Raw genomic sequence first — 23,664 nt, 5'->3', positions numbered from 1 at the left:
GCGCTCGCCGTGCAGGGGCCCTCCGCGGGTGGGCACCGGGGCACGTTCGACCCGGCCGCAGCGCCGGCATCGCAACCGCTGGAGGAGTTGCTGGCCGAGGTGCTGGCGGCGGTGGACGTTCCCGTCGTGGCGGCGGGCGGATTGGTCAGCGCCGGCGACGTGGCGGGTGTGCTGGCCGCCGGCGCGGTGGCCGTCCAACTCGGCACCGCGTTCCTGCTGGCCGACGAAGCCGGCAGCAGCCCGGTACACCGTGCCGCGCTGCAAAGTCCTGAGTTCACCGAAACCGTTGTCACCCGGGCATTTTCCGGCCGGTACGCCCGCGGGCTGCGCAACCGCTTCATCGTCGAGCACGATGCACAGGCCCCGCTGGGCTACCCCGAGATCCATTACCTGACCAGCCCGGTGCGCAAGGCCTCGGCGGCTGCGGGTGATCCGCAGGCCACCAACGTGTGGGCCGGAACCGGATGGCGCCAGGCCCGGACCGGGACGGTGGCCGAGATCATGACGGGGTTGGCCCCGGTCTAGCCCCGTCCGCGCCCCGGACCCACACGCTCCACGACCACGTCGCCATCGTCGGAGCGGACGGTGACCTCGGCGGCAGCGACGTCGGGATCGTTGGTCTCGGCCACGCGGACCTCTGTCGAGGCCCCGGACTGTGCGTGCACGAGATACGGTCCCCGCTCCGGCAGTCCGATCACCACGTCGCCGTTGCGGCTCACCGCGTCGACGCGGCGCGGCGCGGCGTCGCGGAAGTCGACGGTGATGTCCCCGTCGGAGGTGGTGGCGCTGAATTCTTCGGTGACCGCGATCGGGTCGCGCGAGACGATCTCGCCGTCGACGGTGTGGGCCTCGACGCGGCGGGCGGCACCGCGCAGGATGATCGACCCGTCAGACACCCGGGAGATCAACTGGTCCACATCGGCCTGTGCGATCACCGTGCCGAGCTCCTGCTCAGTGCGTACCGTCAGGCGCCGGGCCTGCTCGGGCGGCACGGCGATCGTGATCTCCCCGCCGCGGGCCCACTCCAGCATGGGGGAGGGCTTGCCCGCGATGGTGATCCGGGTGCCGTCGCCGTCGGTGGTGACCTGCAGTCGGTGTACCCCGCTGTGTGTGGTGTTAACCAGGCGCAGATCCGCTGTGGCATCGCGGGTTTCGCGGTCCGCGGTGATGCGGATCGCGATGGGGATCTGCGCGGTGTCGATCACCAGAGACCGCATCGTCGCGGGCAACGCCTGGTGATCGGTGACGACCCGGACGGTGCTCACGGCCCAGGCCGCCACGCCGAGCGCGGCTACCGTGCCGACCACCAGCAGCACGGCCGAGGAGATCAGGACGAGACGGAACGTGGTGCGGCCGCCTGAGTTCAACTGGGGCGGCGGATTGACCGGTGGCGGAGGGGCGATGGTTGTCACGATGAAAGTCCTTCCCGGTAGGGGTGTTCGTTCTAGGTCTCGAGGTAGCGCAGCACCGCCAGCACGCGGCGGTTCTCGCTCTCGTCGGGAGCGAGGTCGAATTTCGTGAAGATCGAGGCGATGTGTTTCTCGGCCGAGCCGACCGAGATGTGCAGGGCGGCGGCGATCGCCGAGTTCGTCTTGCCCTCGGCCATCAGTTGCAGGACATCGCGCTCCCGCGGGGTCAGCTGGCTCAGGGCGCTGCGGCGGGCCGAACGGACCAAGATCTGTGACACCACCTCGGGATCGAGCACCGTGCCTCCGCCGCCCACCACGGCGACGGCGTCGAGGAATGCCGGCACGTCGGCGACCCGGTCCTTCAGCAGGTAGCCGAATCCTCTTGTGTCCGACGTGATCAGATCGGCCGCATAGCGCTCTTCGACGTAGTGGGAGAGCACCAGCACGGGGGACTCGGGATTCTGACTGCGCAGGAGCGCCGCGGCCCGGATGCCCTCGTCGGTGAACGTCGGCGGCATCCGGACGTCGAGGATGGCCAGGTCGGGATGATGCTCGTTGACCAGTCGCAGCAGGTTGGTGGCGTCGGGCACCCCGGCGACGATCTCGTGCCCGGCGTCGGCCAGGATCCGTTCGATGCCTGCCCGCAGCAGTGCCGAATCCTCGGCGATCACGATCCGCATGGCAGCACCGCCGTGATGATCGTCGGGCCCGTGGCCGGGCTGGACACCGCGAAGGTTCCGCCTGCCGCGCGTACCCGTTCATCGAGCCCGCGCAGGCCGGTGGCGTTCTCGCCGGCATCGACAACCGCGCCGCCCTGACCGTCGTCGAACACCGAAACGTGCAACACGTCGGCGGTGTCGTCGAGCCGGACGGTGACCACGGCCTGAGAGGCGGCGGCGTGTTTGGCGACGTTGGTCAAGGCCTCGGCGACCACGAAGTAGGCGACCGATTCCACTTCGTCGGGCAGCCTGCGAGGCAGATCGATGTGCAATGTGGTTGGTACTCCGGAGGTCTCGGTGCGCTGCACCACCGAGGACAACGCGGCGTCAAGACCTCGGTCCGACAGGATCGTCGGGGCGATACCGCGCACCACGTTGCGTAGTTCCACCAGTGCGCTCTTGGCGTCGTCATGCGCCTCGGCGATCAGCGCCTTGGCGGCGGGCGGATCCGAATCCAGCTTGGTCTGGGCCAGCCCGATCGTCATCGCCAGGGAGACCAGCCGGGGTTGCACGCTGTCGTGCAGATCGCGTTCGATGCGGTGGCGCTCGGTCTGCGCCGAGGACACCGCGCCCTGCCGCGCATCGGCCAGCGCGTTCACCTGGTACTCGAGGGCTGCGGTGGGCGAGGGGGACAAGAGCCATCGGTCGATCGCGGCATCCACGGCCGGGGCGAAGATCAGGATGGCAACCGCGGCGGCGGCGGCGACGATCGCCAGCAGCACGGCGATCGGCGGCGAGAGGAAGATCAGACCGGCGTCGTTGTCGCTCTGCCGGATCGCGATGGCCGCGGCCGGGCCCACGAACGCGAAGGCGAGCAATGCGAACGCGACGCCGGTGGCCAGCATGTCGTAGGTCATCCGCAGGTAGTGCTGGCAGACGCCCTTCCAGAACCGGGTACTGCTGATGTCCAGCCACAGCTGATGAGCCCAGCCCTGGAACCCCGTGTGAGGTGACAGCTGGCGAGGCGGAATCCCGATACCGAGGCCGAACACCGCTTCGCTGCGCGTTCGCTCGACCCACTCGACACCGCGCATCAGGTAGATGAAGACCACCCCTGAGAGCAGGAATCCGATCACCGAAGGAATCGAGGAGACCCCGATGACCATGATGGACAACGGAATCCAGAACCACACCAGTGCCACTGCGGCACCGGTGATCATCGACGCGGTCGGCACGAGGCCGATGTTGCGTGGTGCCGTCACGGACTCGGCAGCCGGCTCGGCCGGGGCGGGCAGGGCGGTTTCGCTTGTTGCGACCATGCCTTCAACCTACGAAGTTGCGCGGCCCGGCGACACAGCGTTTTCCCCAGACCCGGGTGGGGGATATCCCCCGGGCCGGGGATCTACTTCGGCGCGGTGAGCTCCAAGGCGATGTTGTCGGGGTCGCGGAACTCCAGGATGTAGGAGGGTCCGATGTCCTTGACGGCCTCGTGTTCGATGCCCAGATCGTCGAGGTGTTGCGCGGCGTCGTTCAGCTCGTCGAGGCTCTTGAGCCGAAAGGCCAAGTGGTCCAGTCCTGTTCGGTTCTCGTCGAACGCGTCGCGCCCGACCGGGCGTAGGCCGATCAGCGTCGCCCCGGCGTCGTAGATGACCCCGCCGGACAGAAAACTGAGGCGGGCGCGGGTGGTGGCGTCGGCGTCCTGCGGCAGTTCGATCAGAATCGGCCAACCGAAAACGCTCTCGTAGAACTGCCGGGACCGTTCGATATCGGTGACCGTCAGCCGCACGTGGGCGACCGAGGACGTGGTGATGGCCATAAGGATCATGCTGCCACCTGGACGTGACAGAATCCCTGCGTGCGCGTGGGTATGACGATGCCGGTCATGGAACCTCAGTTGGATGCGACGACGCTGCGGTCCTGGGCGCACGTCATCGACGGAGGCCCGTTCTCGTCGCTGTGCTGGGGCGAGCGCATCGCCTTCGACAATCCCGACAGCCTGACGCTGCTGGGCGCCCTGGCGGCGTGGACCGACCGCGTGCGGCTGGTCACCACGGTGGTGGTGCCCCAGCTGCACGATCCGGTAATGCTGGCCAAAGGCCTGGCGACCGGAGATCTGCTCAGCGGCGGGCGGTTGACCGTGGGCATCGGCGTCGGCGGCCGCCACGAGGACTACCACGCGGTCGGCGCCGACCCGGCGTCCCAGACCCGGCGGGGCATGGCGGAGCGCGTCGCGGTGATGAAACGGGTCTGGGCAGGGGAGAAGGTCACCGACTCGGTGCTTCCGGTCGGGCCATCACCGGTTCAGACCGGCGGACCGCCCCTGCAGATCGGCTCCATCGGGCCCAAGACCATCCGTGACGCCGCGGCCTGGGCCGACGGCGTGGCAGGCACGACACTGGACCTGGATCTGACCCGCCAGGCCGAGTTGTTCGACGTCGCCCGCACCGCCTGGGCCGAGGCCGGCAAACCCAAGCCGCACCTGGCCACCTCCTTCTGGTTCGCGCTCGGCAAGCCCGAGGAGGCCCGCGCCCAGGTCCACCGGCACCTGCGCCGGTACATGAACTGGATCCCGGCCGAGTATGTCGACGCCATGGCTCCCATGACCGGGTGGGCCGGTACCGAAGAACAACTGATCGAGGTGCTCGGCAAGTTCGAGGACATCGGTACCGACGAGGTGCACCTGATCCCCACCAGCTCCGATATCGACCAGGTGCGCCGGGTGGCCGAGGTGGCAAAGGTCTTCGCCTGAGGTACCAGCGCAGGTCATCCCAGCAAAAAGTGAGCAAGATCATCCGGGGGCCTGCGACGTAGTCTGGGTCTCGAAATCGCGATGAGCTTCCCGGCGTTGTCCACTTCGAGGTGGCCTGTCTGCAGCACCCTCGAATGCCGAGGAAGCGCATGGTAGATGGGCATGGTGCGCGGCTGTTAACCCGGCGGTTACCTGCTGTTCGGTTACGGGGACCGGCCCGGTCGGGCGCACTGGGCCGTGGCCAGGGGTCGCCCCGGGCGGGCGCAGCTACAGCAAACGATCTCGAGCGGCTGACATGGCAGGACGGGAGCTGGGTTCTGGGACTAGCGTGTCAAATCGGCGTCGCGGTCGGGCGGCGTCGGACACGACAGTTGGGGACCCAATGATCCAGAAGAGTTTGATCGCCACGACCCTCGCCGCGGGGGCCCTCGGCGCCGCGGTGGCGCTGTCCGCGCCGGCGTCGGCCGATTCCAAGGGCAACAGCACCGTCGGGTGCTCGCCGTGTGACCGCGTGTCTTCGTCGGTCACCGATGCCATCACCGACGCCGCCGAGAAATCCCTGACCGGCGGGGTTGATCTGCCCGACATCCCTGTCGTCGACAAGTGGACGAAGTTCCCGGGTGAGACCGCCGAGAAGTGGGCGGGTTTCCCTGGCAAGACCGCCGAGAAGTGGGCGACGTTCCCCGGCAAGACCGCCGAGAAATGGGGAGGCTTCCCGGGCAAGGTCCTGAAGAAGTGGACAGGCCTGGGCTGAACCCCGACCGACGGCACCAACCTCACTCACGAGCGTGCGGCAGACATGCCGCACGCTCGTGTGCTGTCTGCGGGTTAGCTGGAATTTCGCTGATCTTAACTGTTCTCGGAGCGCAGCCCGTCCCCCTGAAATAGACGCAGCCCGGTTCACCGACCAAAGGAGCTCGTCGCAATGGCTGCGCCCGCAAGGCAGTTGCACCTCAACGCATTCCTGCGCAACATCGGCCAGCACGAAGCGGCGTGGCGTCTCCCCGAGACCGATCTGTCGGGCATCACCGACATCGGCCACTACATCGAACTGGCCCGCATCGCCGAGCGCGGCAAGCTCGACGCGGTTTTCTTCGCCGACCATCCAGTCCTCAAGGACCAGACCGAGTTTCGTCCGTTCGATGCTCTTGACCCGGTCACCCTGGTCTCGGCGCTGGCCGGGGCGACCACCAACGTCGGGCTGATCGCGACAGCGTCCACCACCTACAACGACCCGTACGGTTTGGCGCGTCGCTTCGCCACACTCGACCATGTGAGCCGCGGACGGGCCGGCTGGAACGTCGTGACGACCGCCAATGCCTCGGCCGCGGCCAACTTCGGGGTGCCGAACCACCCGGACCCGGCGGCTCGATACCAGCGTGCCGACGAATTCCTCCAGGTCGCGCTGAAATTGTGGGACAGCTGGGAAGACGACGCCATCGTCGGCGACAAGGTCGCGCCACGGTTCGTGGATCCGGCCAAGATCCACGCGATCAACCACTCCGGGCCGCATTTCGACGTGGCCGGGCCGCTGGAGGTGCCGCGCTCCCCGCAAGGGCATCCAGTGCTGTTCCAGGCGGGATCGTCGGAGCCCGGTAAGGATCTCGCGGCCAGGTACGCCGAGGCGATCTTCACCGCGCAGCCGACGCTGGACGAGGCCCGCGACTTCTACCGCGACGTCAAGGCCCGGATCCGCCGGTACGGTCGCAACCCGGACCAGGTGCACATTCTGCCCGGGTTGTCGACGATCATCGGTGGCTCCGAAGCCGAGGCGCGCGAGCGTCAACGTGAGTTCGAAGAACTCACCGTGCCCGATTACGGGCTCGAACAACTGAGCGCCATCGTCGGATTCGCGGTCACCAAGGACGATCTCGACCGGAAACTGAGCTTCCCGTCCGAGGATCCGGGCGACACCTTCATCAAGAGCCGGCTCTCCCTGGTGAAGCGGTTGGTCGAGACCGACAATCTCACCGTCCGGGAGTTGTTGCTGCGGCTCAGCAGTGGTCGGGGACATCGATTGTTCGCCGGCACGCCCGAGCAGGTGGCCGACACCATCGCGGAGTGGTTCACCACCGGTGCCGCAGACGGTTTCAACCTCATCCCGCCCGCGCTGCCGTCCTCACTGACCGAGTTCGTCGACCACGTCGTCCCAGAGTTGCAGCGCCGCGGCATCTTCCGCGAGGAATACACCGGCAGCACCCTCCGTGACCACCTCGGTTTGGACCGGCCGGCCAACCGATTCACCACCGGCGCGGACGCTTCCGTGTCGGCCGCGAGCTGACAGGGAACCAGACATGCGTAATCCGTTGACCCGCTTGACCCGGGTGATCCTGGCCGCCGGCCTCGTCGCGGTCGTGGTGGCCGGTTGCCAGTCGTCCGGATCCGGGACGCAAGGCAGCGGCGGACTGTCCGCCGACGCACCGATTCCGGTGGCGGTTCCGGCGGGAACCAGCCTGGTGGTGGCCGACGACGCGAACCGGCTCAAGACATTGTTCAAACTCTCCGGTGAGCAGGACCGGCTCAGCGCCGACGTGACCTACGCCAACTTCAGCAGCGGACCGCTGCGCCTGGAGGCGATCCGGTCGGGCAACGCGCAATTGGGCCGGGTGGGTGATGTCCCGCCGATCCTCGCGCAGTATTCGGACGCCGGGGTGCCCATCGTCGGGGCGGTGAAATACGACGGGAACGGGCTGGTGCTGGCAACCTCACCGGGCTCGGGCATCAAATCGCTGAAAGACCTGGCCGGCAAGAAGATTGCGATCAACGAGGGCACTGCGCAGCAGGCCGTCGTGCTGCGCAACCTGAAATCCGCAGGCCTGAGCATCAAGGACGTGCAGCCGATCAATCTGGGTCTGGCCGAGTTCGCCGACGGTCTGCGTGCCGAGCAGGTCAACGCCGCGGTGCTCAAGCAACCCGACCGCGTCCGGTACCTCGCTTCCACACAGGGGGAGGGGAGCATCGAAATCCCCAACGCCCCAGGCGCCTACCCCGGCCTGTATTACGTCTACGCCAGCCAGGAAGCGTTGTCGGACCCGGCTCGCGCGGCCGCCATCCGCGAATTCGTGATCGCCTGGTACCGCGCCGAGCAATGGCTCAACGACAACAAGCAGACCTGGATCGACGAGTACCTGATCAAGGATCAGAAGGTCAGCCCCGAGGACGCCAAGGCCATCGCCGCGGCCGACGGAAAGTCCTCGGTGCCGGGGTTCACCGATGAGCTGATCAACACCCAGCAGGAGACCATCGACCTGCTGCAGCAGGCGGGCGCGTTCTCCGGGAAAGAGTTGCACGCCAAGGACGAATTCGATTCCCGGTTCGCCGATCTCAACGCGACGTCGACGGGCAAACAGTGACCACCGTCCAGACGGCCCCTGCTTCGGCGGTGACAGATGGGGCCGCCGGACGCCAGGACTATCCGCATCTGGAACACCGGTCGGGCAGTGAACGCCGCCGGCGGTTGGGGCCGGGCCGGGCCATCCCCGCGTCGTTGGCCATCGGACCGCTTCTGCTGGTGGTCATCTGGATCGTCACCTCGCAACTGGGCATCCTCGATCCGCGTACGCTGCCGCACCCGCTGGACATCGTGCGCACGATCGGCGAGATGTGGTCGGACGGCCGGTTACCCACGAACATCCTCGCCTCACTCAAGCTGGCATCGATCTCATTGGCGATCGGCGTGGCATTGGGTCTGGTGCTCGCGTTGATCTCGGGGCTGAGCCGCATCGGCGAGGCCATCGTCGACGGGCCGATCCAGGTCAAGCGCGCGGTGCCGACCCTGGCCATCATCCCGCTCGCGATCATCTGGTTCGGGATCGGCGACACCATGAAGATCATCATCATCGCCACCAGCGTGCTGATCCCCGTCTACATCAACACCACCGCACAGCTCAAGGGTGTCGACCTGCGCCACGTCGAACTTGCTGAAACCGTTGGGCTTTCCCGCAGCCAGTTCATCCGCAAGGTGGCCATCCCCGGTGCCCTGCCCGGTTTCTTCACCGGGCTGAGGCTCGCGGTCACCATCTCGTGGACCGCGCTGGTGGTCGTCGAACAGGTCAATGCGACCAGTGGCATCGGCTATCTGATGACCCAGGCCCGGATGTACGGGCAACTGGACGTCGTGGTGGTGGGCCTGCTGGTCTACGCGGTGTTCGGACTCACCGGCGACTACGCGGTCCGGGCCATCGAGAGGAGAGCGTTGTCGTGGCGGCGCGCACTGGGAACCTGACCGAGGAAGTCGCCGTAGTCCGGCAACTGAGCCGATCATTCGGTGGCACGACAATTCTCGACGAGGTGGACCTCACCATCCGCAAGGGTGAGTTCGTGGCCCTGCTGGGCCGCAGCGGCTCCGGCAAGAGCACGCTGCTGCGCGCGCTGGCCGGGCTGGATCACGGAGTCGCCGGAACAGGGGACCTGTTCGTCGCCCGCGACGTATCGGTGGTGTTCCAGGACTCCCGACTGCTGCCGTGGGCGCGGGTGCTCGACAACGTCGCGCTCGGTTTGTCCGGTCGCGAGGTCAGACAACGGGCGAGCATGGTGCTCGCCGATGTCGGCCTGGCCGGACGCGAACAGGCCTGGCCATACGAGCTGTCTGGCGGTGAACAACAACGGGTGGCGCTGGCCCGGTCGCTGGTGCGCGATCCCGCGCTGTTGCTGGCAGATGAGCCCTTCGGGGCGCTCGACGCGCTCACCCGGGTTCGCATGCATCACCTGCTCAAGGAACTGTGTGCGAAATACGAACCCGGGGTCCTGCTGGTGACCCACGATGTCGACGAGGCCGTGACTTTGGCTGATCGCGTGCTCGTCCTCGACGGCGGCTCGTTCGTCGTCGACCGTCACCTGGACTTCCAGACGCCGGATGCCCGCACGTACCGCAACCCCGAGTTCGTCGCGCATCGCGAGGCGCTGCTCGCCGCGCTCGGGGTGGGGGCAGGCGAAGGGCCGTAAACAGATCAGTGGTGACCCGCTGTAAACGGATCACCACTGATGTGAGGCGGTATTCGGAGGATTACTCCGCTTCGTCACCGCCTCCGGTCCACTTATCCTTCAGGTTCTTGGGGAAGTCGTTCCACTTCTTGGCGACATCGGCGGGGGCGTTGGCCCACTTGTCGGCGGTGTCGGCGGGGAAGCTGCCCCACTTGCCGGTGATGCTGCCCGGGAAGGTCGCCCACTTGTTCGCCTGGATCTCGGTGGCGCAGGACCACTTCTCACCGCTGGTGGGCGTGTAACCGTCCTCGCTGTTGATCTTGTCGACGATGTCGGAGCAATTCGGTGCCGCCGCGGCCGGCGCGGCGAGTGCGAGTCCGGCGCTCAAGGCACCGGCGGCCACCGCCGCTGCGACGAACTTCTGCATGCTTGTGTCCCCCCTGAAGGAATGCTGAAACGTTGGGGCAACTGTATACCTTTGGGACAGTTTGCTAAAGACTTTTCTTCCGCGCTTTTGGAGGCGGCCTCAACCCTGGGTTCAGGGCAGGCAGGACGCCCGAAATCGTGGTACCGATGGATTCAAACTTCTCGTTTGCCAAAACCGCCCAGTCAGGGCGATTCGTCGTTCTGCGCCAAGTGCTCGGCGAGCAATGCGCCGGCATTGCGGATGTGCCGGGCCATCGCGGCACGGGCCTTCTCTGGATCGTTGGTCCGTAGGTGCTCGATGATGGCGCGGTGATCCTGGGCCGAGGCTTCGGGCCACCCTTCCACCGCGGCGAAGAACTTACGCGGTGCGTATGCCAGCGTCGTCTTGATCAGCCAGCGCATCTTGCGTGACCCGCTCAGCTGGTAGATCAGGGCGTGGAACTGATGGTTGAGGCGTTCCTCTTCATCGAAATCGTTGGCGGCAGCGGCACGTTCGAGCGCCTCCTGGATGCGTTCGAGTTCGTCCACCGCGGTCGACGTGATGGTGGCGGCGGTGCGGGCGGTGAGCTCACCGCCCAACAGCGCCTGGGCGTCGTAGATGTCGCGAATGTCGTCGCTGGAGAGCGCGGTCACCATGAAGCCGCGCCGAGGCTCCACTGACAGAAAGCCCTCGGTCTGCAGTTGGAGCAGGCCTTCGCGCGCCGGGGTTGCGCTGATCCCGAGCTCATCGGCGACCGTCTCCGGCCGGATGAACTCTCCGGAATGCAGCTGCCCCGAAACGATGAGCTCGCGAACATGGGCCGAGGCGACGTCGGACAACCGCATCTGCACGGGTCTCTTCGAGTTTCCGGTCATGGCGCGCCTCAGATATCGAGTCCGCCGCGCTTGACCAACTGCTTGGCGATCACTCCGCGCTGGATCTCGTTGGTGCCCTCGCCGACGATCATCAGCGGCGCGTCGCGGAAGTAGCGTTCGACGTCGTACTCGGTGGAGTATCCGTAGCCGCCGTGGATCCGCACCGCGTTGAGCGCGATCTCCATCGCGGTCTCGGAGGCGAACAGTTTGGCCATGCCGGCCTCCATGTCGCAGCGCCCGCCCGCGTCGATCCGCTCGGCCGCATCGAGCAGGAGGCTGCGGGCGGCGTAGAGCTTGGTGCCCATGTCGGCGAGCATGTTGCCGACCGATTGGTGCTGCCAGATCGGCACCCCGAAGCTCTCCCGGTCCTGGGCGTACTGCAGGGCGTCATCGAAGGCTGCCCGCGCTACACCGGTTGCCCGGGCGGCGACCTGGATCCGGCCGACCTCGAGCCCCTTCATCATCTGCGCGAAGCCGCGTCCTTCGACTCCGCCCAGTAGTGCATCCGAATCCACTTGGCAGTCAACGAAATTGATCTCACAGCTCTCGACGCCCTTGTATCCCAGTTTCGGCAGGTCCTTCGAGACCGTGAAGCCGGGGACCTTCTCCACCAACAGGATCGACACTCCCTTGTGGGCGGGGGTCGCGGCCGGATCGGTCTTGCACAGCAGCGCGACGAGGCCGGCCTTGCGGGCATTGCTGATCCAGGTCTTCGACCCGTTGATCACATAGCCGGACGCGTCCTTCGTCGCGACCGTCCGCATGGCCTGCAGGTCGGAGCCGCCACCGGGTTCGGTCAGGGCCATCGTCGCGCGGAGCTCACCGGTGGCCATGCGGGGGAGGTATTTCTGCTTCTGCTCCTCGGTGCCGAACTGCAGCAGCAGCTTGGAGACCACGGTGTGCCCGCCCATCGCGCCGGCCAGGCTCATCCAGCCGCGCGCCAGTTCCTCGGTGACCTGGGCGTAGCACGGCATCGAAACGGCAGCGAAGCCATAGGGTTCCGGGATCGCGAGCCCGAAGATGCCCAGTTCCTTCATCGCCTCGATGAGCTCTTCGGGATAGGCGTTGGCGTGCTCGAGTTCACGGACCACGGGCCGGACCTGCTTGTCGACGAAGTCGCGGACGGTACTGACGATGGCCTGCTCTTCGGCGGACAAGGTGATCACTGCGGCATCCTTTCCCGGGACTCTATAGAAAATATTCTATAGAGTTTGAGGGCAGCGAGATGGCTCTGGTAGCAACAGGCCGGGGCAACCGGGTGATCGGGGGCTTACGAAAACGGACAACAGACACGTCGTCGTGACGCTGGCCTACTATGCCGGCATCTGGGTGGAGGATCGGAACGTGAAACCGCGAACGCGCTCGATGTATCGGGATCTGCTGCGGCTGCACATCACGCGGACGCTCGGGCGCCTGCCGCTGAAGAACGTCACCCCCGAGACGGTACGAGTCTGGTTTGCCGCGTTAGGCACCGAGCGTGTCCGGCGCAACAGCCACGCCTATGGGTTGTTGCATGCGGTCCGCGCCACGGCGGTCTCTGATGGGTTGCTGGCCGTTAATCCGTGCAACCTGTCGGGGGTGATGAATCCGCCCCGCAAGCGGGAGCCGGTGATCTTGTCGGTGGCTGAGGTCGCCGCGCTCGCCGATGCGGTTGAGCCGCAGCGGTTGCGCGCTCCGGTGCTGTTGTCGGCCTGGCGTGGGGTGCGCTGGGGAGAGGTGTCGGAATTGCGGTGCAAGGACATGGGCGGCGACTGCGAAACCATTCATGTGATGCGGGCGGTGACCCGCCGTGACCGCGAGTATCGGGTGGATACTCCGAAGTGCGGTTCGGGTAGTGGCGATACCTCCGCATATTCGCGATGATGTGCGCGTACACCTGGCCACCCATGTGGCCAAAGACGCTGAGGCGCTGCTGTTTCCAGCGGCACGCGGCGGGCACATGAACGATCGGCTATTCAGCCGTGAGTACTTCGCTCCCGCGGTTGCCCGGATTGGACGCAGTGGAGTCCGGGTTCACGATCTGCGTCACTTCGCCGGGACGCAGGCCGCCCGGGTCGGCAATCTGGTGGAGACGATGGGCCGGCTCGGACACAGCACGGCCAAAGCCTCCCTGATGTATCAGGCCATCGTGTCTGGATGGGACCACGAAATTGCTACTGCACTATCCGAACTGGCCGTCAACGGGGAGTAGGCAATTGCAGGGGATGAGCCGACCCGCCAACGAGGGGTCGTCATTGCACCGCTGTGCCGATCGGCCATCGCGCAGTAGATCAGATCGGATGGATTCCGCGCCGGGATGTGGTTTGAACTGGGGTTACCCTGGTCTCGGGCGGCGTTGGTGTCGTGTAGTCTACCGGTGAACATCACGTTGCTGAGGGGGGACGAGATGCCGAGTTCTAACGAGCCGTTGAAAGTTACTCCGGCTGAGCTTCAATCGGCGGCAGACAAGCTCGATGGTCACGGCAGTGATTTTGTGACCGCCCATCAGGCGGCACATGAGCGGGCGGGTCAGGTGCGCTTGGGGTCTGGGTTGGCGAGCGGGGCGTTGCCAGGGATGCTGACTGCCTGGGAGACCGACGTGACTCGATTCGGGAAGCAGTTCGCCGGCCACGCCGAGGACTATCGCGTGGCCGCGACTGGTTATGCGGACACCGATGCCGATGGCGCGGCAGGGATCGATGACGCGGGCTCGGCGTTGTGAGGTGACGACCTCTTGGGCCTGAACTTGAGGGAGCTCCGGGAGCTGCCGCCGGAGGTCAACGAACTGGCCGGGGCCGCGCGCGACGCTGCTGCAAATCACACGAACACTGCTGAGTTCTACCGTTCGTTGAACAAGGCGTCGACGTGGGAAGGGCGCAGTGGCGAGACTGCGCGGGCGGCGATGGAGACCAGTGCCCGTGACCATGAGGCGGCGGCGGAAAATCTGGGTAAAGCAGCGTCGGCGTTCGAGTTGGCTGAGCAGGACGCTGAGGATGTTGCGAATGAGATCAAGAAGGTTCTCGATCACGCGGCAGAACAACCTTGGCCTGTGGAGATCAACCAAGACACAAATCAGGTAGTTGCGCCCGACACCAGTTATCTGACCGACGATGCAGCGGCGGAGGTTGCGGCCAAGGTTGCCGACTTGCAGGCAGAGGTCGCGGCTGTACTCTCCGCTGGTGAACTCGTAGATACCGACCTGGCCCGGGCGATTGCCACTGCAACGGGAACTGAGGCTCCCGACGTGCGTGACAGCACACCGACACCGCTTCCCGATGGCACTGTGCGACGCGACGATCCCGCTCGTGTCCGTGCGTCTGCGGAGGCGTTCGAGAAGATCTTCGGCCGGTTGCCCACCAGTCCCGCCGACTGGTCCACCGCCGAGGCTCTGAACCCAAACAGCTACGACCCGAAATTCAAGGGCAATGGTTCTGAAACTGTCGGCCCTGTGGTAAAGGTGGTGAAGATCGATCCAGTGCCCGGTCAGGGGGTAATCCGGTCCTCACAGTTCATCGAACAGCCCGACGTGGCGAGCTGGCCGCCTGGCAGTTTGGATATCGGCAACAACCGATCTACTGACATCAATTTTGATCCAGAAAACACCAAGGTGACGACGTACATTGATTACGAGAATGGCATTGTCGTGCTACGGCAGAACCCATCGGTTGAGATTACCGAGAATGGTGAGCTTGGGCAGGTTAAAGTTGGCACACCAAAAGGGGAGGTGTGGCAGACGCCGGACGGGGCAGTCCGCATCAAATACGACTCTGCGAACCCATTCGCACCGGATATCGCCCAGAACCCGCCCTGGCCTTTCCAGGACCATCCCGTGTCTGTAACCGGAGACTTGGTGTTCACGCCGCAGGAGGGTGGCATCCGCGTCGACGGCACGCGTTCCGATTACCCCTCCTTGGAGGTGTACCAAGATATGCCTGACGGCACAACGAATACCGTCCTGATTGATCCAGCGGCTAGCGGGCGGTCGGTTGGGCCTGCTACAAACCTGCCGTTTCATCACGATGTGGGAGCAGGCGGCGGTGCGTTCGCCCCCTTCGACACGGGAGGGTACAACCCGAACTATGACGTTAAGGTTCCGCTGCCCTCCACGCCGTTCGGCCCTACGTCGAGTCCTCCCTCGGTTCCGATTCCAAGCAAGCCTGCACAATTCTGATCATGAGAACATCTAATGCTGAGCCGGGTGACACCATAGCTTGGTCAACCGCGACTTGGTCGTCGCCATTCACCACACAGGGTGTTCTAGCGCTGATGTTTGTCGCGCAGTGGCTGCTGGGGCAGCTCGCTGTATTTCCAGAGCGGGAACGCGCCTGGTTCCTGGCAGGCTTGGCCATAAGTGTGATTGTGTCGCTGACGGTTGGGGCCATGCTATTGACTCGACAATCGGCCCGGATACGAGGCGTGGCTTTGAGCATTCTCGGATCGTCCGTTGTCGTTCTGACGGGCGGAATTATCTTCAGCGTTTGGATGATGTAGCAGTGAGATTATTTGATGACGAATGAACCTGTAGCGACATCCAAATATGGCCCTGCCGGGTTTGTCGCGGCTCTGGTACATATTTTTGTTGTCAATTTTGTGTCACTGGTGCTCGTTGTTTTTGCGTTCCCGGTATTGCTATATTTCGTGCCGATTTTATTTGGCGATTTGCTCGTATCTGTGGTGCTAATGACCCGTCCTGCTAAGCTGGGTCAAATTGGTCGTGGAATGCTTATTGGATGGCTATCGGCACCCGTATCGGTGATACTATTTGTCGGCGTATTTATCGCAGGAAAAGCTATTGGGCTATGACAGCCATTATCATTCCGCCGTCTATGGTGTGGAATTGATCGTGTCGGCTATCAGCTGTGCGACCGCAATTGCGTTGTTCGCGTTGATGGAATCGTTTGTGCGCCAACCTATATCGGCTACCTGGACGTCCACGAGGTACCGCGACTCGGCGGTGAGAGCTCGTTCCATTGGGGATGGGCGTGCGTCTCCCGTCATTGCCATCTGCATGTCCACAGCGGTCACAATTCCCCCAGAGTCGGACACGCGCGTGATTTTGTCAGAGTACGTGGTGCCTTGACTGACGACGTTGTGGGTTATCACGGTCTTGCCCTGGCAGAGTTGCCACTGGGCGCTGAACTTGGAGTACCAAGCGCGGGCGTCACGGGTTGATTCCAGTTCCACTACGCCCACTGTCACTGCGAAATTGGGGCGGGGGTATGTCGTCACATCAGGGTTTGTCTGCCACAGAATCGTTCTCGCGGATCGCACGGGAGCATCCTGGTAGGTCTGACGCATGCGCGGTCGTTTTACCCCGACGCAGTCGAGTGGGGAGGCATCCCCGATGTTATCGGGGAGGACATCGAGCCCGCCGACCTGTGGTGCATCGCTAACTTTCATCGGCGAACCCAACACGTCGGACAGATCGGCCTCATCAGGCAGTACGTGCGAATCGGTGGCCTTAGTGGGTTCCCCAACAAGGGCTCCCGTGCACCCGGTGAGAATAGCGGCGCACGCGAGCGTCCCGAGTCGCAGCAGGTGTTTCATGAGGCCAGGGTAGAGGTTACGTGTTAGCCAGGATGTAGACATGTGTCAGCCAGCTCCTTGACCCTAAATGCGTGACAACCCCCTCTCACACCCCAAAATATCGAGGCAACGCGCGCACTGGGCCGGCGACAAGCACGAATGGAAGCGCCTGAGCCTGATGGCACACCCATGACACGCCTGTAAAGAGGAGGGCTAAATAGGCGGCGTGAACTGCGAAAACATGAGTGCCCCCGGCAGGATTCGAACCTGCGGCCTTCTGCTCCGGAGGCAGACGCTCTATCCCCTGAGCTACGGGGGCGCGGGCTGAAGATCAGCTGCGCCGATTGGGCTTGCATAGCGTAGCGCATGGAAGAGCGAATACGGATTCGGGGCGCGGGGACCCCAGACCATAGGATGGACCCTCGTGACCCCCGCCGACCTCGCAGAGCTGCTCAAGGCTACTGCCGCCGCAGTGCTGACCGAACACGACCTGGACACCGCCGCGTTGCCCGACACCGTCACGGTCGAGCGCCCGCGCAACCTTGAGCACGGCGACTACGCGACCAACCTCGCGCTGCAGCTCGGTAAGAAGGTCGGCGTCAATCCGCGCGAGCTGGCCGGCTGGCTGGCCACGGCACTGGCCGCGGCCGACGGCATCGCCGCCGCCGAGGTCGCCGGTCCCGGCTTCGTCAACCTGCGCATCGAGGCCTCCGCGCAGGGCGTCATCATCACCAACGTGCTCGACGCGGGCGCGGCGTACGGCAACTCCGCCGGGCTGAACGAGAAGGTCAACCTGGAGTTCGTCTCGGCCAACCCGACCGGACCGATCCACATCGGCGGCACCCGCTGGGCTGCGGTCGGCGACGCGCTGGGCCGGCTGCTGACCACACAGGGCGCCGACGTCACCCGCGAGTACTACTTCAATGACCATGGCGCCCAGATCGACCGGTTCGCCCGCTCATTGGTCGCCGCGGCCAAGGGAGAGCCGGCCCCCGAGGACGGCTACGCAGGCAGCTACATCAACGACATCGCCGCGGCAGTGCTGGCCAAGCGGCCCGATGCGATGAGCCTGCCCGCCGACGAGCAGCAGGAAACCTTCCGTGAGATCGGTGTGGACCTGATGTTCACCCACATCAAGGAATCGCTGCACGAGTTCGGCACCGACTTCGACGTGTACACCCACGAAGACTCGATGCACACGTCCGGCCGGGTCGACCAGGCCATCGCCAAGCTGCGCGAGACCGGCAACATCTACGAGAAGGACGGCGCAACCTGGTTGCGCACCACCGAATTCGGCGACGACAAGGACCGTGTCGTCATCAAGAGCGACGGCAACGCGGCCTACATCGCCGGCGACCTCGCCTACTACCTGGACAAGCGTCAGCGCGGGTTCGACCTGTGCATCTACATGCTCGGCGCCGACCACCACGGCTACATCGCGCGCCTGAAGGCCGCCGCCGCGGCGCTGGGGGACAACCCGGACACCGTCGAGGTGCTGATCGGCCAGATGGTCAACCTGGTCCGCGACGGCCAGCCGGTCCGGATGAGCAAGCGTGCCGGCACCGTCATCACGCTCGACGATCTGGTCGAGGCCATCGGCGTCGACGCCGCCCGGTACTCACTCATCCGCTCCTCGGTGGACACCCCGATCGACATCGATCTGGCCCTGTGGTCCAGCGCGTCCAACGAAAACCCGGTCTACTACGTGCAATACGCGCACGCCCGGCTGTCGGCGCTGGCCCGCAATGCGGCCGACCTCGGCGTCACCGCCGATACCGCGCACCTGGATCTGCTGACCCACGACAAAGAGGGCATCCTGATCCGCAACCTGGGTGAGTTCCCCCGGGTGCTCAAAGCCGCTGCCGCGCTGCGCGAGCCGCACCGCGTGTGCCGCTACCTGGAAGACCTGGCCGGCGACTACCACCGCTTCTACGACGCCTGCCGGGTGCTGCCGCAGGGTGATGAAGAGCCGGGCGAACTGAACTCGGCGCGGTTGGCGCTGTGCGAGGCCACCCGCCAGGTGATCGCCAACGGTCTGGCCATCCTCGGTGTCACTGCCCCGGAGCGGATGTGAACGCGCACCCCGCCGGGCCCCGGCACGCCGAAGAGATCCACCACCCCGGCGCACCAGCCAAGCCGCAGTCTCCCGACGAGATCCTGCTGCTGGCCCCGAATGTGTGGCCGCGCAACCTGGTTCGCGGCGCCGACGGCGTCGTTTCGATCGCCGGGGTGCCGGTCACGGCGCTGGCGGCCGAGTACGGCACGCCGCTCTTCGTGATCGACGAGGACGACTTCCGGTCGCGCTGCCGCGAGATCGCCGCGGCGTTCGGCGGCGGCGATCATGTGCACTACGCGGCCAAGGCGTTCCTGTGCAGCGAGATCGCGCGCTGGGTCAACCAGGAAGGCCTCTCGCTCGACGTCGCCACCGGGGGAGAGCTCGCCGTCGCGTTGCACGCGGAGTTCCCGCCGGAGCGAATCACGTTGCACGGCAACAACAAATCTGTCACCGAGCTGACCGCCGCGGTCAAGGCCGGGGTCGGCCATGTGGTGGTCGACTCGCTGATCGAGATCGAGCGCCTGGACGAAGTCGCCGGAGCGGCGGGCATCGTCCAGGAGGTGCTGGTCCGGGTGACCCCGGGCGTGGAGGCACACACCCACGAGTTCATCTCGACCGCGCACGAGGATCAGAAGTTCGGTCTGTCGCTCGCCAGCGGTGCGGCGATGGACGGGGTGCGCAAGGTTTTCGCCACCGACAACCTGCGGCTGGTCGGCCTGCACTGCCATGTCGGCAGCCAGATCTTCGACGTGGCCGGCTTCGAGCTGGCCGCCCACCGGGTGATCGGCCTGCTGCGTGACGTCGTTTCGGAGTTCGGTGTCGAGAAGACCTCGCAGATGTCGATCATCGACCTCGGCGGTGGCCTGGGCATTTCCTATGTGCCGCAAGATGACCCGCCACCGATGAAGGAACTGGCCGACAAGCTGCTGGCCATCGTGCGCAGCGAGTCCGAGGCGGTCGGTCTGCCGACGCCGAAGCTCGTGGTGGAGCCGGGCCGCGCCATCGCCGGACCGGGCACCATCACCCTCTACGAGGTCGGCACCGTCAAGGACGTCGCGGTCAGCGCCACCGCGCAGCGGCGTTACGTGAGCGTCGACGGCGGGATGAGCGACAACATCCGCCCCGCCCTGTACGACGCCGAGTACGACGCGCGCCTGGTCTCCCGGGTCAGTGACGCGTCGGCGGCCTTGGCGCGCATCGTCGGAAAGCACTGCGAGACCGGTGACATCGTCGTCCGAGACACCTGGGTCTCCGATGACATCGCGCCGGGCGACCTGCTGGCGGTCGCCGCGACCGGCGCCTACTGCTACTCGATGTCGAGCCGGTACAACCTGTTGTGCCGTCCCGCCGTGGTCGCCGTGAAGGACGGCAAGACGCGGCTGGTGCTCCGTCGGGAGACCGTCGACGATCTTTTGAGCCTGGAGGTGAGTGGTCAATGAGTGAGAAGCCCATCGGCGTAGCGGTACTGGGGCTGGGCAACGTCGGCAGCGAAGTGGTGCGCATCATCAACGAGAGCGCCGCCGACCTGGCAGCGCGCATCGGCGCCCCGCTCGAGGTGCGCGGCATCGGCGTGCGCAAGGTCTCCGGTGACCGTGGGGTGCCCAAGGAGCTGCTCACCGACGACATCGTCGAACTCGTGTCGCGCGACGACGTCGACATCGTGGTCGAGTTGATGGGCCCGGTGAAGCCGGCCCGCAAGGCCATCCTGGCCGCACTCGAACAGGGCAAGTCGGTGGTCACCGCCAACAAGGCGCTCATGGCGCAGTCCACCGGTGAACTCGCGCAGGCCGCCGAAAAGGCGCGCGTCGACCTGTATTTCGAGGCCGCGGTGGCCGGTGCCATTCCGGTCATCCGCCCGCTGACCCAGTCGCTGGCCGGTGACACCGTGCTGCGGGTGGCCGGCATCGTCAACGGCACCACCAACTACATCCTGTCCGAGATGGACAGCACCGGAGCCGATTACAACTCGGCCCTGGCCGATGCCAGTGCGCTGGGTTACGCCGAGGCCGATCCCACCGCCGATGTCGAGGGCTACGATGCCGCGGCCAAGGCGGCGATTCTGGCTTCGATCGCCTTCCACACCAGGGTCACCGCCGACGACGTCTATCGCGAGGGCATCACCAAGGTGAGTGCCACCGACTTCGAGTCGGCCCGGGCACTGGGTTGCACCATCAAACTGCTGGCCATCTGCGAGCGGCTGACCAGTGACGAAGGCAAGCAACGTGTTTCGGCGCGTGTCTACCCGGCACTGGTGCCGCTGACGCACCCGCTGGCCGCCGTCAACGGCGCCTTCAACGCGGTGGTGGTCGAGGCCGAGGCAGCCGGTCGGCTGATGTTCTACGGCCAGGGCGCCGGGGGAGCGCCGACCGCATCGGCCGTGATGGGTGATGTCGTGATGGCCGCGCGCAACCGGGTCCAGGGTGGCCGTGGTCCCCGGGAATCCAAGTACGCGAAGCTCCCGATCGCCCCGATCGGATTCATCCCCACCCGCTACTACGTCAACATGAACGTCTCGGATCGGCCCGGTGTGTTGTCCGCCGTGGCAGCCGAATTCGCCAAGCGTGAGGTCAGCATCGCCGAGGTGCGCCAGGAAGGCATGGTCGACGAGGGCGGGCAGCCGTGCGGCGCGCGCATCGTGGTCGTCACCCACCAGGCCACCGATGCCGCGCTGTCGGAAACCGTCGAGGCGCTGGCCGATCTCGACGTGGTGCAGACCATCAACAGCGTGCTGCGTATGGAAGGAACGAACGCATGAACCCCGGGACGCAAGGAAAGACCAGCGCAGGGCCGGTGCACCGGCCCTGGCCGGGATTGATCGAGGCCTACCGCGATCGGTTGCCGGTCGGCGACAACTGGACGCCGATCACGTTGCTCGAGGGCGGCACGCCACTCATCCACGCCAAGCGGCTGAGCGAACTCACCGGTTGCACGGTGCATCTCAAGGTCGAGGGGCTCAACCCGACCGGGTCGTTCAAGGACCGCGGCATGACCGTGGCGGTCACCGAGTCGCTGGCCCGCGGACAGGAGGCCGTGCTGTGTGCCTCCACCGGCAACACCTCGGCCTCGGCGGCGGCCTACGCCGCGCAGGCCGGTATCACCTGTGCGGTGCTGATCCCGCAGGGCAAGATCGCGATGGGCAAGCTGGCGCAGGCCGTCATGTACGGCGCCAAGATCATTCAGGTCGACGGCAACTTCGACGACTGCCTGGAGCTGGCCCGCAAGATCACCGCGGATTTCCCGACCATCGCCCTGGTGAACTCGGTCAACCCGTACCGCATCGAGGGGCAGAAGACCGCCGCGTTCGAGATCGTCGACGCGCTGGGCATCGCCCCCGACGTGCACGCGCTGCCGGTGGGCAACGCGGGCAACATCACGGCCTACTGGAAGGGCTACACCGAGTACCACCGCGACGGTCTGACGGACCGGCTCCCGCGCATGCTGGGCACCCAGGCCGCCGGGGCTGCCCCGCTGGTGCTGGGTGAGCCGGTCAAGGAGCCCGAGACCATCGCCACCGCCATCCGGATCGGGTCGCCGGCCTCGTGGTCCGGCGCGGTCGAGGCCCAGCAGCAGTCCAAGGGCCGGTTCCTGGCGGCCACCGACGAGGAGATCCTGGCGGCGTATCACCTGATCGCGCGCAACGAAGGCGTGTTCGTCGAGCCCGCGTCGGCGGCCAGCGTGGCCGGTCTGCTCAAGTCGATCGAGGACGGCTGGGTCAAGCGTGGCTCGACGGTGGTCTGCACGGTCACCGGCAACGGCCTCAAGGACCCCGACACTGCACTCAAGGACATGCCTACCGTCACCGCGGTGCCGGTGGATCCGGTTGCCGTCGTCGCCAAGCTCGGACTGGTCTGAGCCTGGTGACCAACACCCTGCCCGCTGGACTCACGGCCACCGCTGTCGTCGCGGCGTCCAGCGCCAATCTGGGCCCAGGCTTCGACAGCCTGGGCTTGGCGTTGAGCCTGTACGACGAGATCATCGTCGAGACAACCGAATCCGGCCTCCAGCTGGAGGTCGAGGGTGAGGGTGCGGGCCAGGTGCCGCTCGATGCGACGCACCTGGTGGTGCGGGCCATCGAGGCGGGTCTGCAGGCTACCGGCCATCGCGCCGCCGGACTGATCGTGCGCTGCCGCAACGAGATTCCGCATTCGCGCGGGCTCGGATCCTCGGCCGCCGCGGTCGTCGGGGGTCTGGCTGTGGTCAATGGTCTTGTCGCACAGGCTGGTTCGGATCCGATGAGCGAGGAGCAGCTGATTCAGCTGTCCAGCGAGTTCGAGGGGCATCCGGACAACGCCGCGGCGGCGGTGCTGGGCGGGGCAGTGGTGTCCTGGACCGAGACCGGTGACGACGGGAGGCCGCGCTACCGCGCGGCGCCGATTCGGGTTCATCCGGACATCCGGCTGTTTCCCGCGGTTCCGCAGCAGCGATCGTCCACGGCAGAGACTCGCGCGGTGCTACCCGAGCAGGTCAGTCACACCGATGCGCGATTCAATCTCAGCCGCGCAGCCCTGCTCGTCGTGGCGTTGAGCGAGCGTCCGGATCTGCTGATGGCCGCCACCCAGGATGTGTTGCATCAGCCACAACGCGCCGCGGCGATGCCGGCTTCGGCGGAATACCTGCAACTCCTGCGGCGTTATGGTGTGGCAGCGGTGCTGTCCGGGGCCGGACCTACGGTTCTGGGGATGAGTTCCCAGGTGGGATTGCCTGATGAGGCCGTGGATTACGGCACTGCCAATGGGTTCACCGTCAGGGAGATGTCGGTCGGAGCGGGCGTCCGTTGGACGTCGGGTGTGGCCGCCAGGAACTGATGATGAGTGACACAAGAGGAAGCAAACGCCACACGCCCAGCGTCGACGTTGCTTGATTACTTCACCAAAGCGAGATATTCTCGCTCTCGTCCAGCACTCGCAGGGTCTCTGCCTGCGTCGACACCAGGACGACCACCCAATCTTCTTGTGTTCTACTCGTGGACTGACGGTTCGCCATCTCGGCGAATCCTGGCGATCGCCGTTGCGCAGGCGACGGTGTGAGCTACGCGATCAGCGGTTCAGCTGAACGCGCATCGACCTTTGGGGAACCCCTCGC

The 23,664-nt window shown here is 65.8% G+C and carries 26 protein-coding genes and 1 tRNA gene; 18 read left to right on the top strand and 9 right to left on the bottom strand.

The window, feature by feature from the left end; all coding sequences use genetic code 11:
• A partial coding sequence (locus tag TX88_RS20150; RefSeq protein ID WP_044519656.1) for a nitronate monooxygenase occupies positions 1-525 on the top strand: 525 nt, incomplete at its 5' end.
• Here TX88_RS20150 and TX88_RS20145 read toward each other — a convergent pair.
• From TX88_RS20145 to TX88_RS20130, 4 genes are all read right to left on the bottom strand, one after another.
• On the bottom strand, positions 522-1,412 hold the full coding sequence (locus tag TX88_RS20145) for a DUF4097 family beta strand repeat-containing protein (RefSeq protein ID WP_044519655.1): 891 nt from the start codon (positions 1,410-1,412) through the stop codon (positions 522-524). The genes TX88_RS20150 and TX88_RS20145 overlap by 4 nt on opposite strands.
• Before the next feature lie 32 nt (positions 1,413-1,444).
• Positions 1,445-2,089 carry a response regulator transcription factor gene (locus tag TX88_RS20140; protein WP_044519654.1) on the bottom strand — a complete coding sequence of 215 codons (645 nt, stop codon included), beginning with the start codon at positions 2,087-2,089 and terminating at the stop codon, positions 1,445-1,447.
• On the bottom strand, positions 2,077-3,387 hold the full coding sequence (locus TX88_RS20135; RefSeq protein WP_044519653.1) for a sensor histidine kinase: 1,311 nt from the start codon (positions 3,385-3,387) through the stop codon (positions 2,077-2,079). The genes TX88_RS20140 and TX88_RS20135 overlap by 13 nt, the downstream gene beginning before the upstream one ends.
• Before the next feature lie 83 nt (positions 3,388-3,470).
• On the bottom strand, positions 3,471-3,884 hold the full coding sequence (locus TX88_RS20130; protein WP_044519652.1) for a VOC family protein: 414 nt from the start codon (positions 3,882-3,884) through the stop codon (positions 3,471-3,473).
• Between the two features lie 51 nt (positions 3,885-3,935).
• Between TX88_RS20130 and TX88_RS20125 the strand changes: the two genes are divergently transcribed.
• From TX88_RS20125 to TX88_RS20100, 6 genes are all read left to right on the top strand, one after another.
• The gene (locus TX88_RS20125) at positions 3,936-4,817 is read left to right on the top strand and encodes an LLM class flavin-dependent oxidoreductase (protein WP_044519651.1); all 882 of its coding nucleotides are present in this window, start codon (positions 3,936-3,938) and stop codon (positions 4,815-4,817) included.
• Positions 4,818-5,199: 382 nt separating this feature from the next.
• Positions 5,200-5,571, top strand: coding sequence for a hypothetical protein (locus TX88_RS20120; protein WP_044519649.1), 372 nt, complete (start codon positions 5,200-5,202; stop codon positions 5,569-5,571).
• A gap of 171 nt (positions 5,572-5,742) precedes the next feature.
• Positions 5,743-7,098 carry an LLM class flavin-dependent oxidoreductase gene (locus tag TX88_RS20115; RefSeq protein WP_044519648.1) on the top strand — a complete coding sequence of 452 codons (1,356 nt, stop codon included), beginning with the start codon at positions 5,743-5,745 and terminating at the stop codon, positions 7,096-7,098.
• Positions 7,099-7,111: 13 nt separating this feature from the next.
• Positions 7,112-8,170 carry an ABC transporter substrate-binding protein gene (locus TX88_RS20110; RefSeq protein WP_044519647.1) on the top strand — a complete coding sequence of 353 codons (1,059 nt, stop codon included), beginning with the start codon at positions 7,112-7,114 and terminating at the stop codon, positions 8,168-8,170.
• On the top strand, positions 8,167-9,042 hold the full coding sequence (locus TX88_RS20105; protein WP_049925218.1) for an ABC transporter permease: 876 nt from the start codon (positions 8,167-8,169) through the stop codon (positions 9,040-9,042). Before TX88_RS20110 ends, TX88_RS20105 begins: the two co-directional genes overlap by 4 nt.
• Positions 9,018-9,761, top strand: a complete 744-nt coding sequence (locus TX88_RS20100) for an ABC transporter ATP-binding protein (protein WP_044519646.1) — start codon at positions 9,018-9,020, stop codon at positions 9,759-9,761. Before TX88_RS20105 ends, TX88_RS20100 begins: the two co-directional genes overlap by 25 nt.
• Positions 9,762-9,822: 61 nt before the next feature.
• On the opposite strand, the gene TX88_RS20095 is transcribed toward TX88_RS20100, so the two are convergent.
• The 3 genes from TX88_RS20095 to TX88_RS20085 all read right to left on the bottom strand — a co-directional run bounded on the left by TX88_RS20095 (position 9,823) and on the right by TX88_RS20085 (position 12,187).
• On the bottom strand, positions 9,823-10,167 hold the full coding sequence (locus tag TX88_RS20095) for a hypothetical protein (RefSeq protein WP_044519645.1): 345 nt from the start codon (positions 10,165-10,167) through the stop codon (positions 9,823-9,825).
• Positions 10,168-10,349: 182 nt separating this feature from the next.
• Positions 10,350-11,021, bottom strand: coding sequence for a GntR family transcriptional regulator (locus tag TX88_RS20090; protein ID WP_044519644.1), 672 nt, complete (start codon positions 11,019-11,021; stop codon positions 10,350-10,352).
• Between the two features lie 8 nt (positions 11,022-11,029).
• The gene (locus TX88_RS20085; RefSeq protein ID WP_209447078.1) at positions 11,030-12,187 is read right to left on the bottom strand and encodes an acyl-CoA dehydrogenase family protein; all 1,158 of its coding nucleotides are present in this window, start codon (positions 12,185-12,187) and stop codon (positions 11,030-11,032) included.
• A 133-nt stretch (positions 12,188-12,320) separates the two neighbouring features.
• Here TX88_RS20085 and TX88_RS35225 point away from each other — a divergent pair, with 133 nt between their 5' ends.
• The 6 genes from TX88_RS35225 (at position 12,321) to TX88_RS34335 (ending at position 15,803) form a co-directional block, all read left to right on the top strand.
• The gene (locus TX88_RS35225) at positions 12,321-12,884 is read left to right on the top strand and encodes a tyrosine-type recombinase/integrase (protein ID WP_049925215.1); all 564 of its coding nucleotides are present in this window, start codon (positions 12,321-12,323) and stop codon (positions 12,882-12,884) included.
• 1 nt (position 12,885) lies between these two features.
• Positions 12,886-13,212, top strand: a complete 327-nt coding sequence (locus TX88_RS35220; RefSeq protein WP_049925213.1) for a site-specific integrase — start codon at positions 12,886-12,888, stop codon at positions 13,210-13,212.
• 165 nt (positions 13,213-13,377) lie between these two features.
• Positions 13,378-13,722, top strand: a complete 345-nt coding sequence (locus TX88_RS20075; RefSeq protein ID WP_244438553.1) for a type VII secretion target — start codon at positions 13,378-13,380, stop codon at positions 13,720-13,722.
• A gap of 12 nt (positions 13,723-13,734) precedes the next feature.
• On the top strand, positions 13,735-15,171 hold the full coding sequence (locus TX88_RS20070; protein WP_044519643.1) for an Rv0964c family protein: 1,437 nt from the start codon (positions 13,735-13,737) through the stop codon (positions 15,169-15,171).
• Positions 15,172-15,173: 2 nt separating this feature from the next.
• Entirely contained in the window at positions 15,174-15,491 is a 318-nt protein-coding gene (locus TX88_RS20065) for a hypothetical protein (protein WP_168441794.1), read from the top strand.
• 15 nt (positions 15,492-15,506) lie between these two features.
• On the top strand, positions 15,507-15,803 hold the full coding sequence (locus TX88_RS34335) for a hypothetical protein (RefSeq protein WP_162563190.1): 297 nt from the start codon (positions 15,507-15,509) through the stop codon (positions 15,801-15,803).
• Positions 15,804-15,824: 21 nt separating this feature from the next.
• Here the strand turns inward: TX88_RS34335 and TX88_RS20060 are convergent, their stop codons facing one another.
• Both TX88_RS20060 and TX88_RS20055 read right to left on the bottom strand, forming a co-directional pair.
• A complete protein-coding gene (locus tag TX88_RS20060; protein ID WP_049925210.1) occupies positions 15,825-16,547 on the bottom strand; it encodes a sensor domain-containing protein in 723 nt (240 codons plus the stop codon).
• A gap of 225 nt (positions 16,548-16,772) precedes the next feature.
• Positions 16,773-16,845 (bottom strand) — tRNA-Arg (locus TX88_RS20055).
• A gap of 105 nt (positions 16,846-16,950) precedes the next feature.
• On the opposite strand from TX88_RS20055, the gene argS reads away from it, so the two are divergent.
• Genes argS through thrB form a run of 5 tightly spaced genes read left to right on the top strand, consistent with a single transcriptional unit; the run spans position 16,951 to position 23,387 of the window.
• Entirely contained in the window at positions 16,951-18,600 is a 1,650-nt protein-coding gene (gene argS, locus TX88_RS20050; protein ID WP_044519641.1) for an arginine--tRNA ligase, read from the top strand.
• Entirely contained in the window at positions 18,597-20,021 is a 1,425-nt protein-coding gene (lysA, locus tag TX88_RS20045) for a diaminopimelate decarboxylase (protein ID WP_044519640.1), read from the top strand. The genes argS and lysA overlap by 4 nt, the downstream gene beginning before the upstream one ends.
• Positions 20,018-21,337 carry a homoserine dehydrogenase gene (locus tag TX88_RS20040; protein WP_044519639.1) on the top strand — a complete coding sequence of 440 codons (1,320 nt, stop codon included), beginning with the start codon at positions 20,018-20,020 and terminating at the stop codon, positions 21,335-21,337. Before lysA ends, TX88_RS20040 begins: the two co-directional genes overlap by 4 nt.
• Positions 21,334-22,434, top strand: coding sequence for a threonine synthase (thrC, locus tag TX88_RS20035; protein WP_044519638.1), 1,101 nt, complete (start codon positions 21,334-21,336; stop codon positions 22,432-22,434). Before TX88_RS20040 ends, thrC begins: the two co-directional genes overlap by 4 nt.
• Before the next feature lie 5 nt (positions 22,435-22,439).
• Positions 22,440-23,387 carry a homoserine kinase gene (gene thrB, locus TX88_RS20030; protein ID WP_044519637.1) on the top strand — a complete coding sequence of 316 codons (948 nt, stop codon included), beginning with the start codon at positions 22,440-22,442 and terminating at the stop codon, positions 23,385-23,387.
• The last annotated feature ends 277 nt before the right edge of the window (positions 23,388-23,664 follow it).

This window comes from Mycolicibacterium septicum DSM 44393 (assembly GCF_000455325.1).
GTDB classification, from domain to species: Bacteria; Actinomycetota; Actinomycetes; order Mycobacteriales; family Mycobacteriaceae; genus Mycobacterium; species Mycobacterium septicum.
The sequence above is the reverse complement of the archived record's forward strand: the minus strand, read 5'-3'. Positions and strand labels throughout refer to the sequence as shown.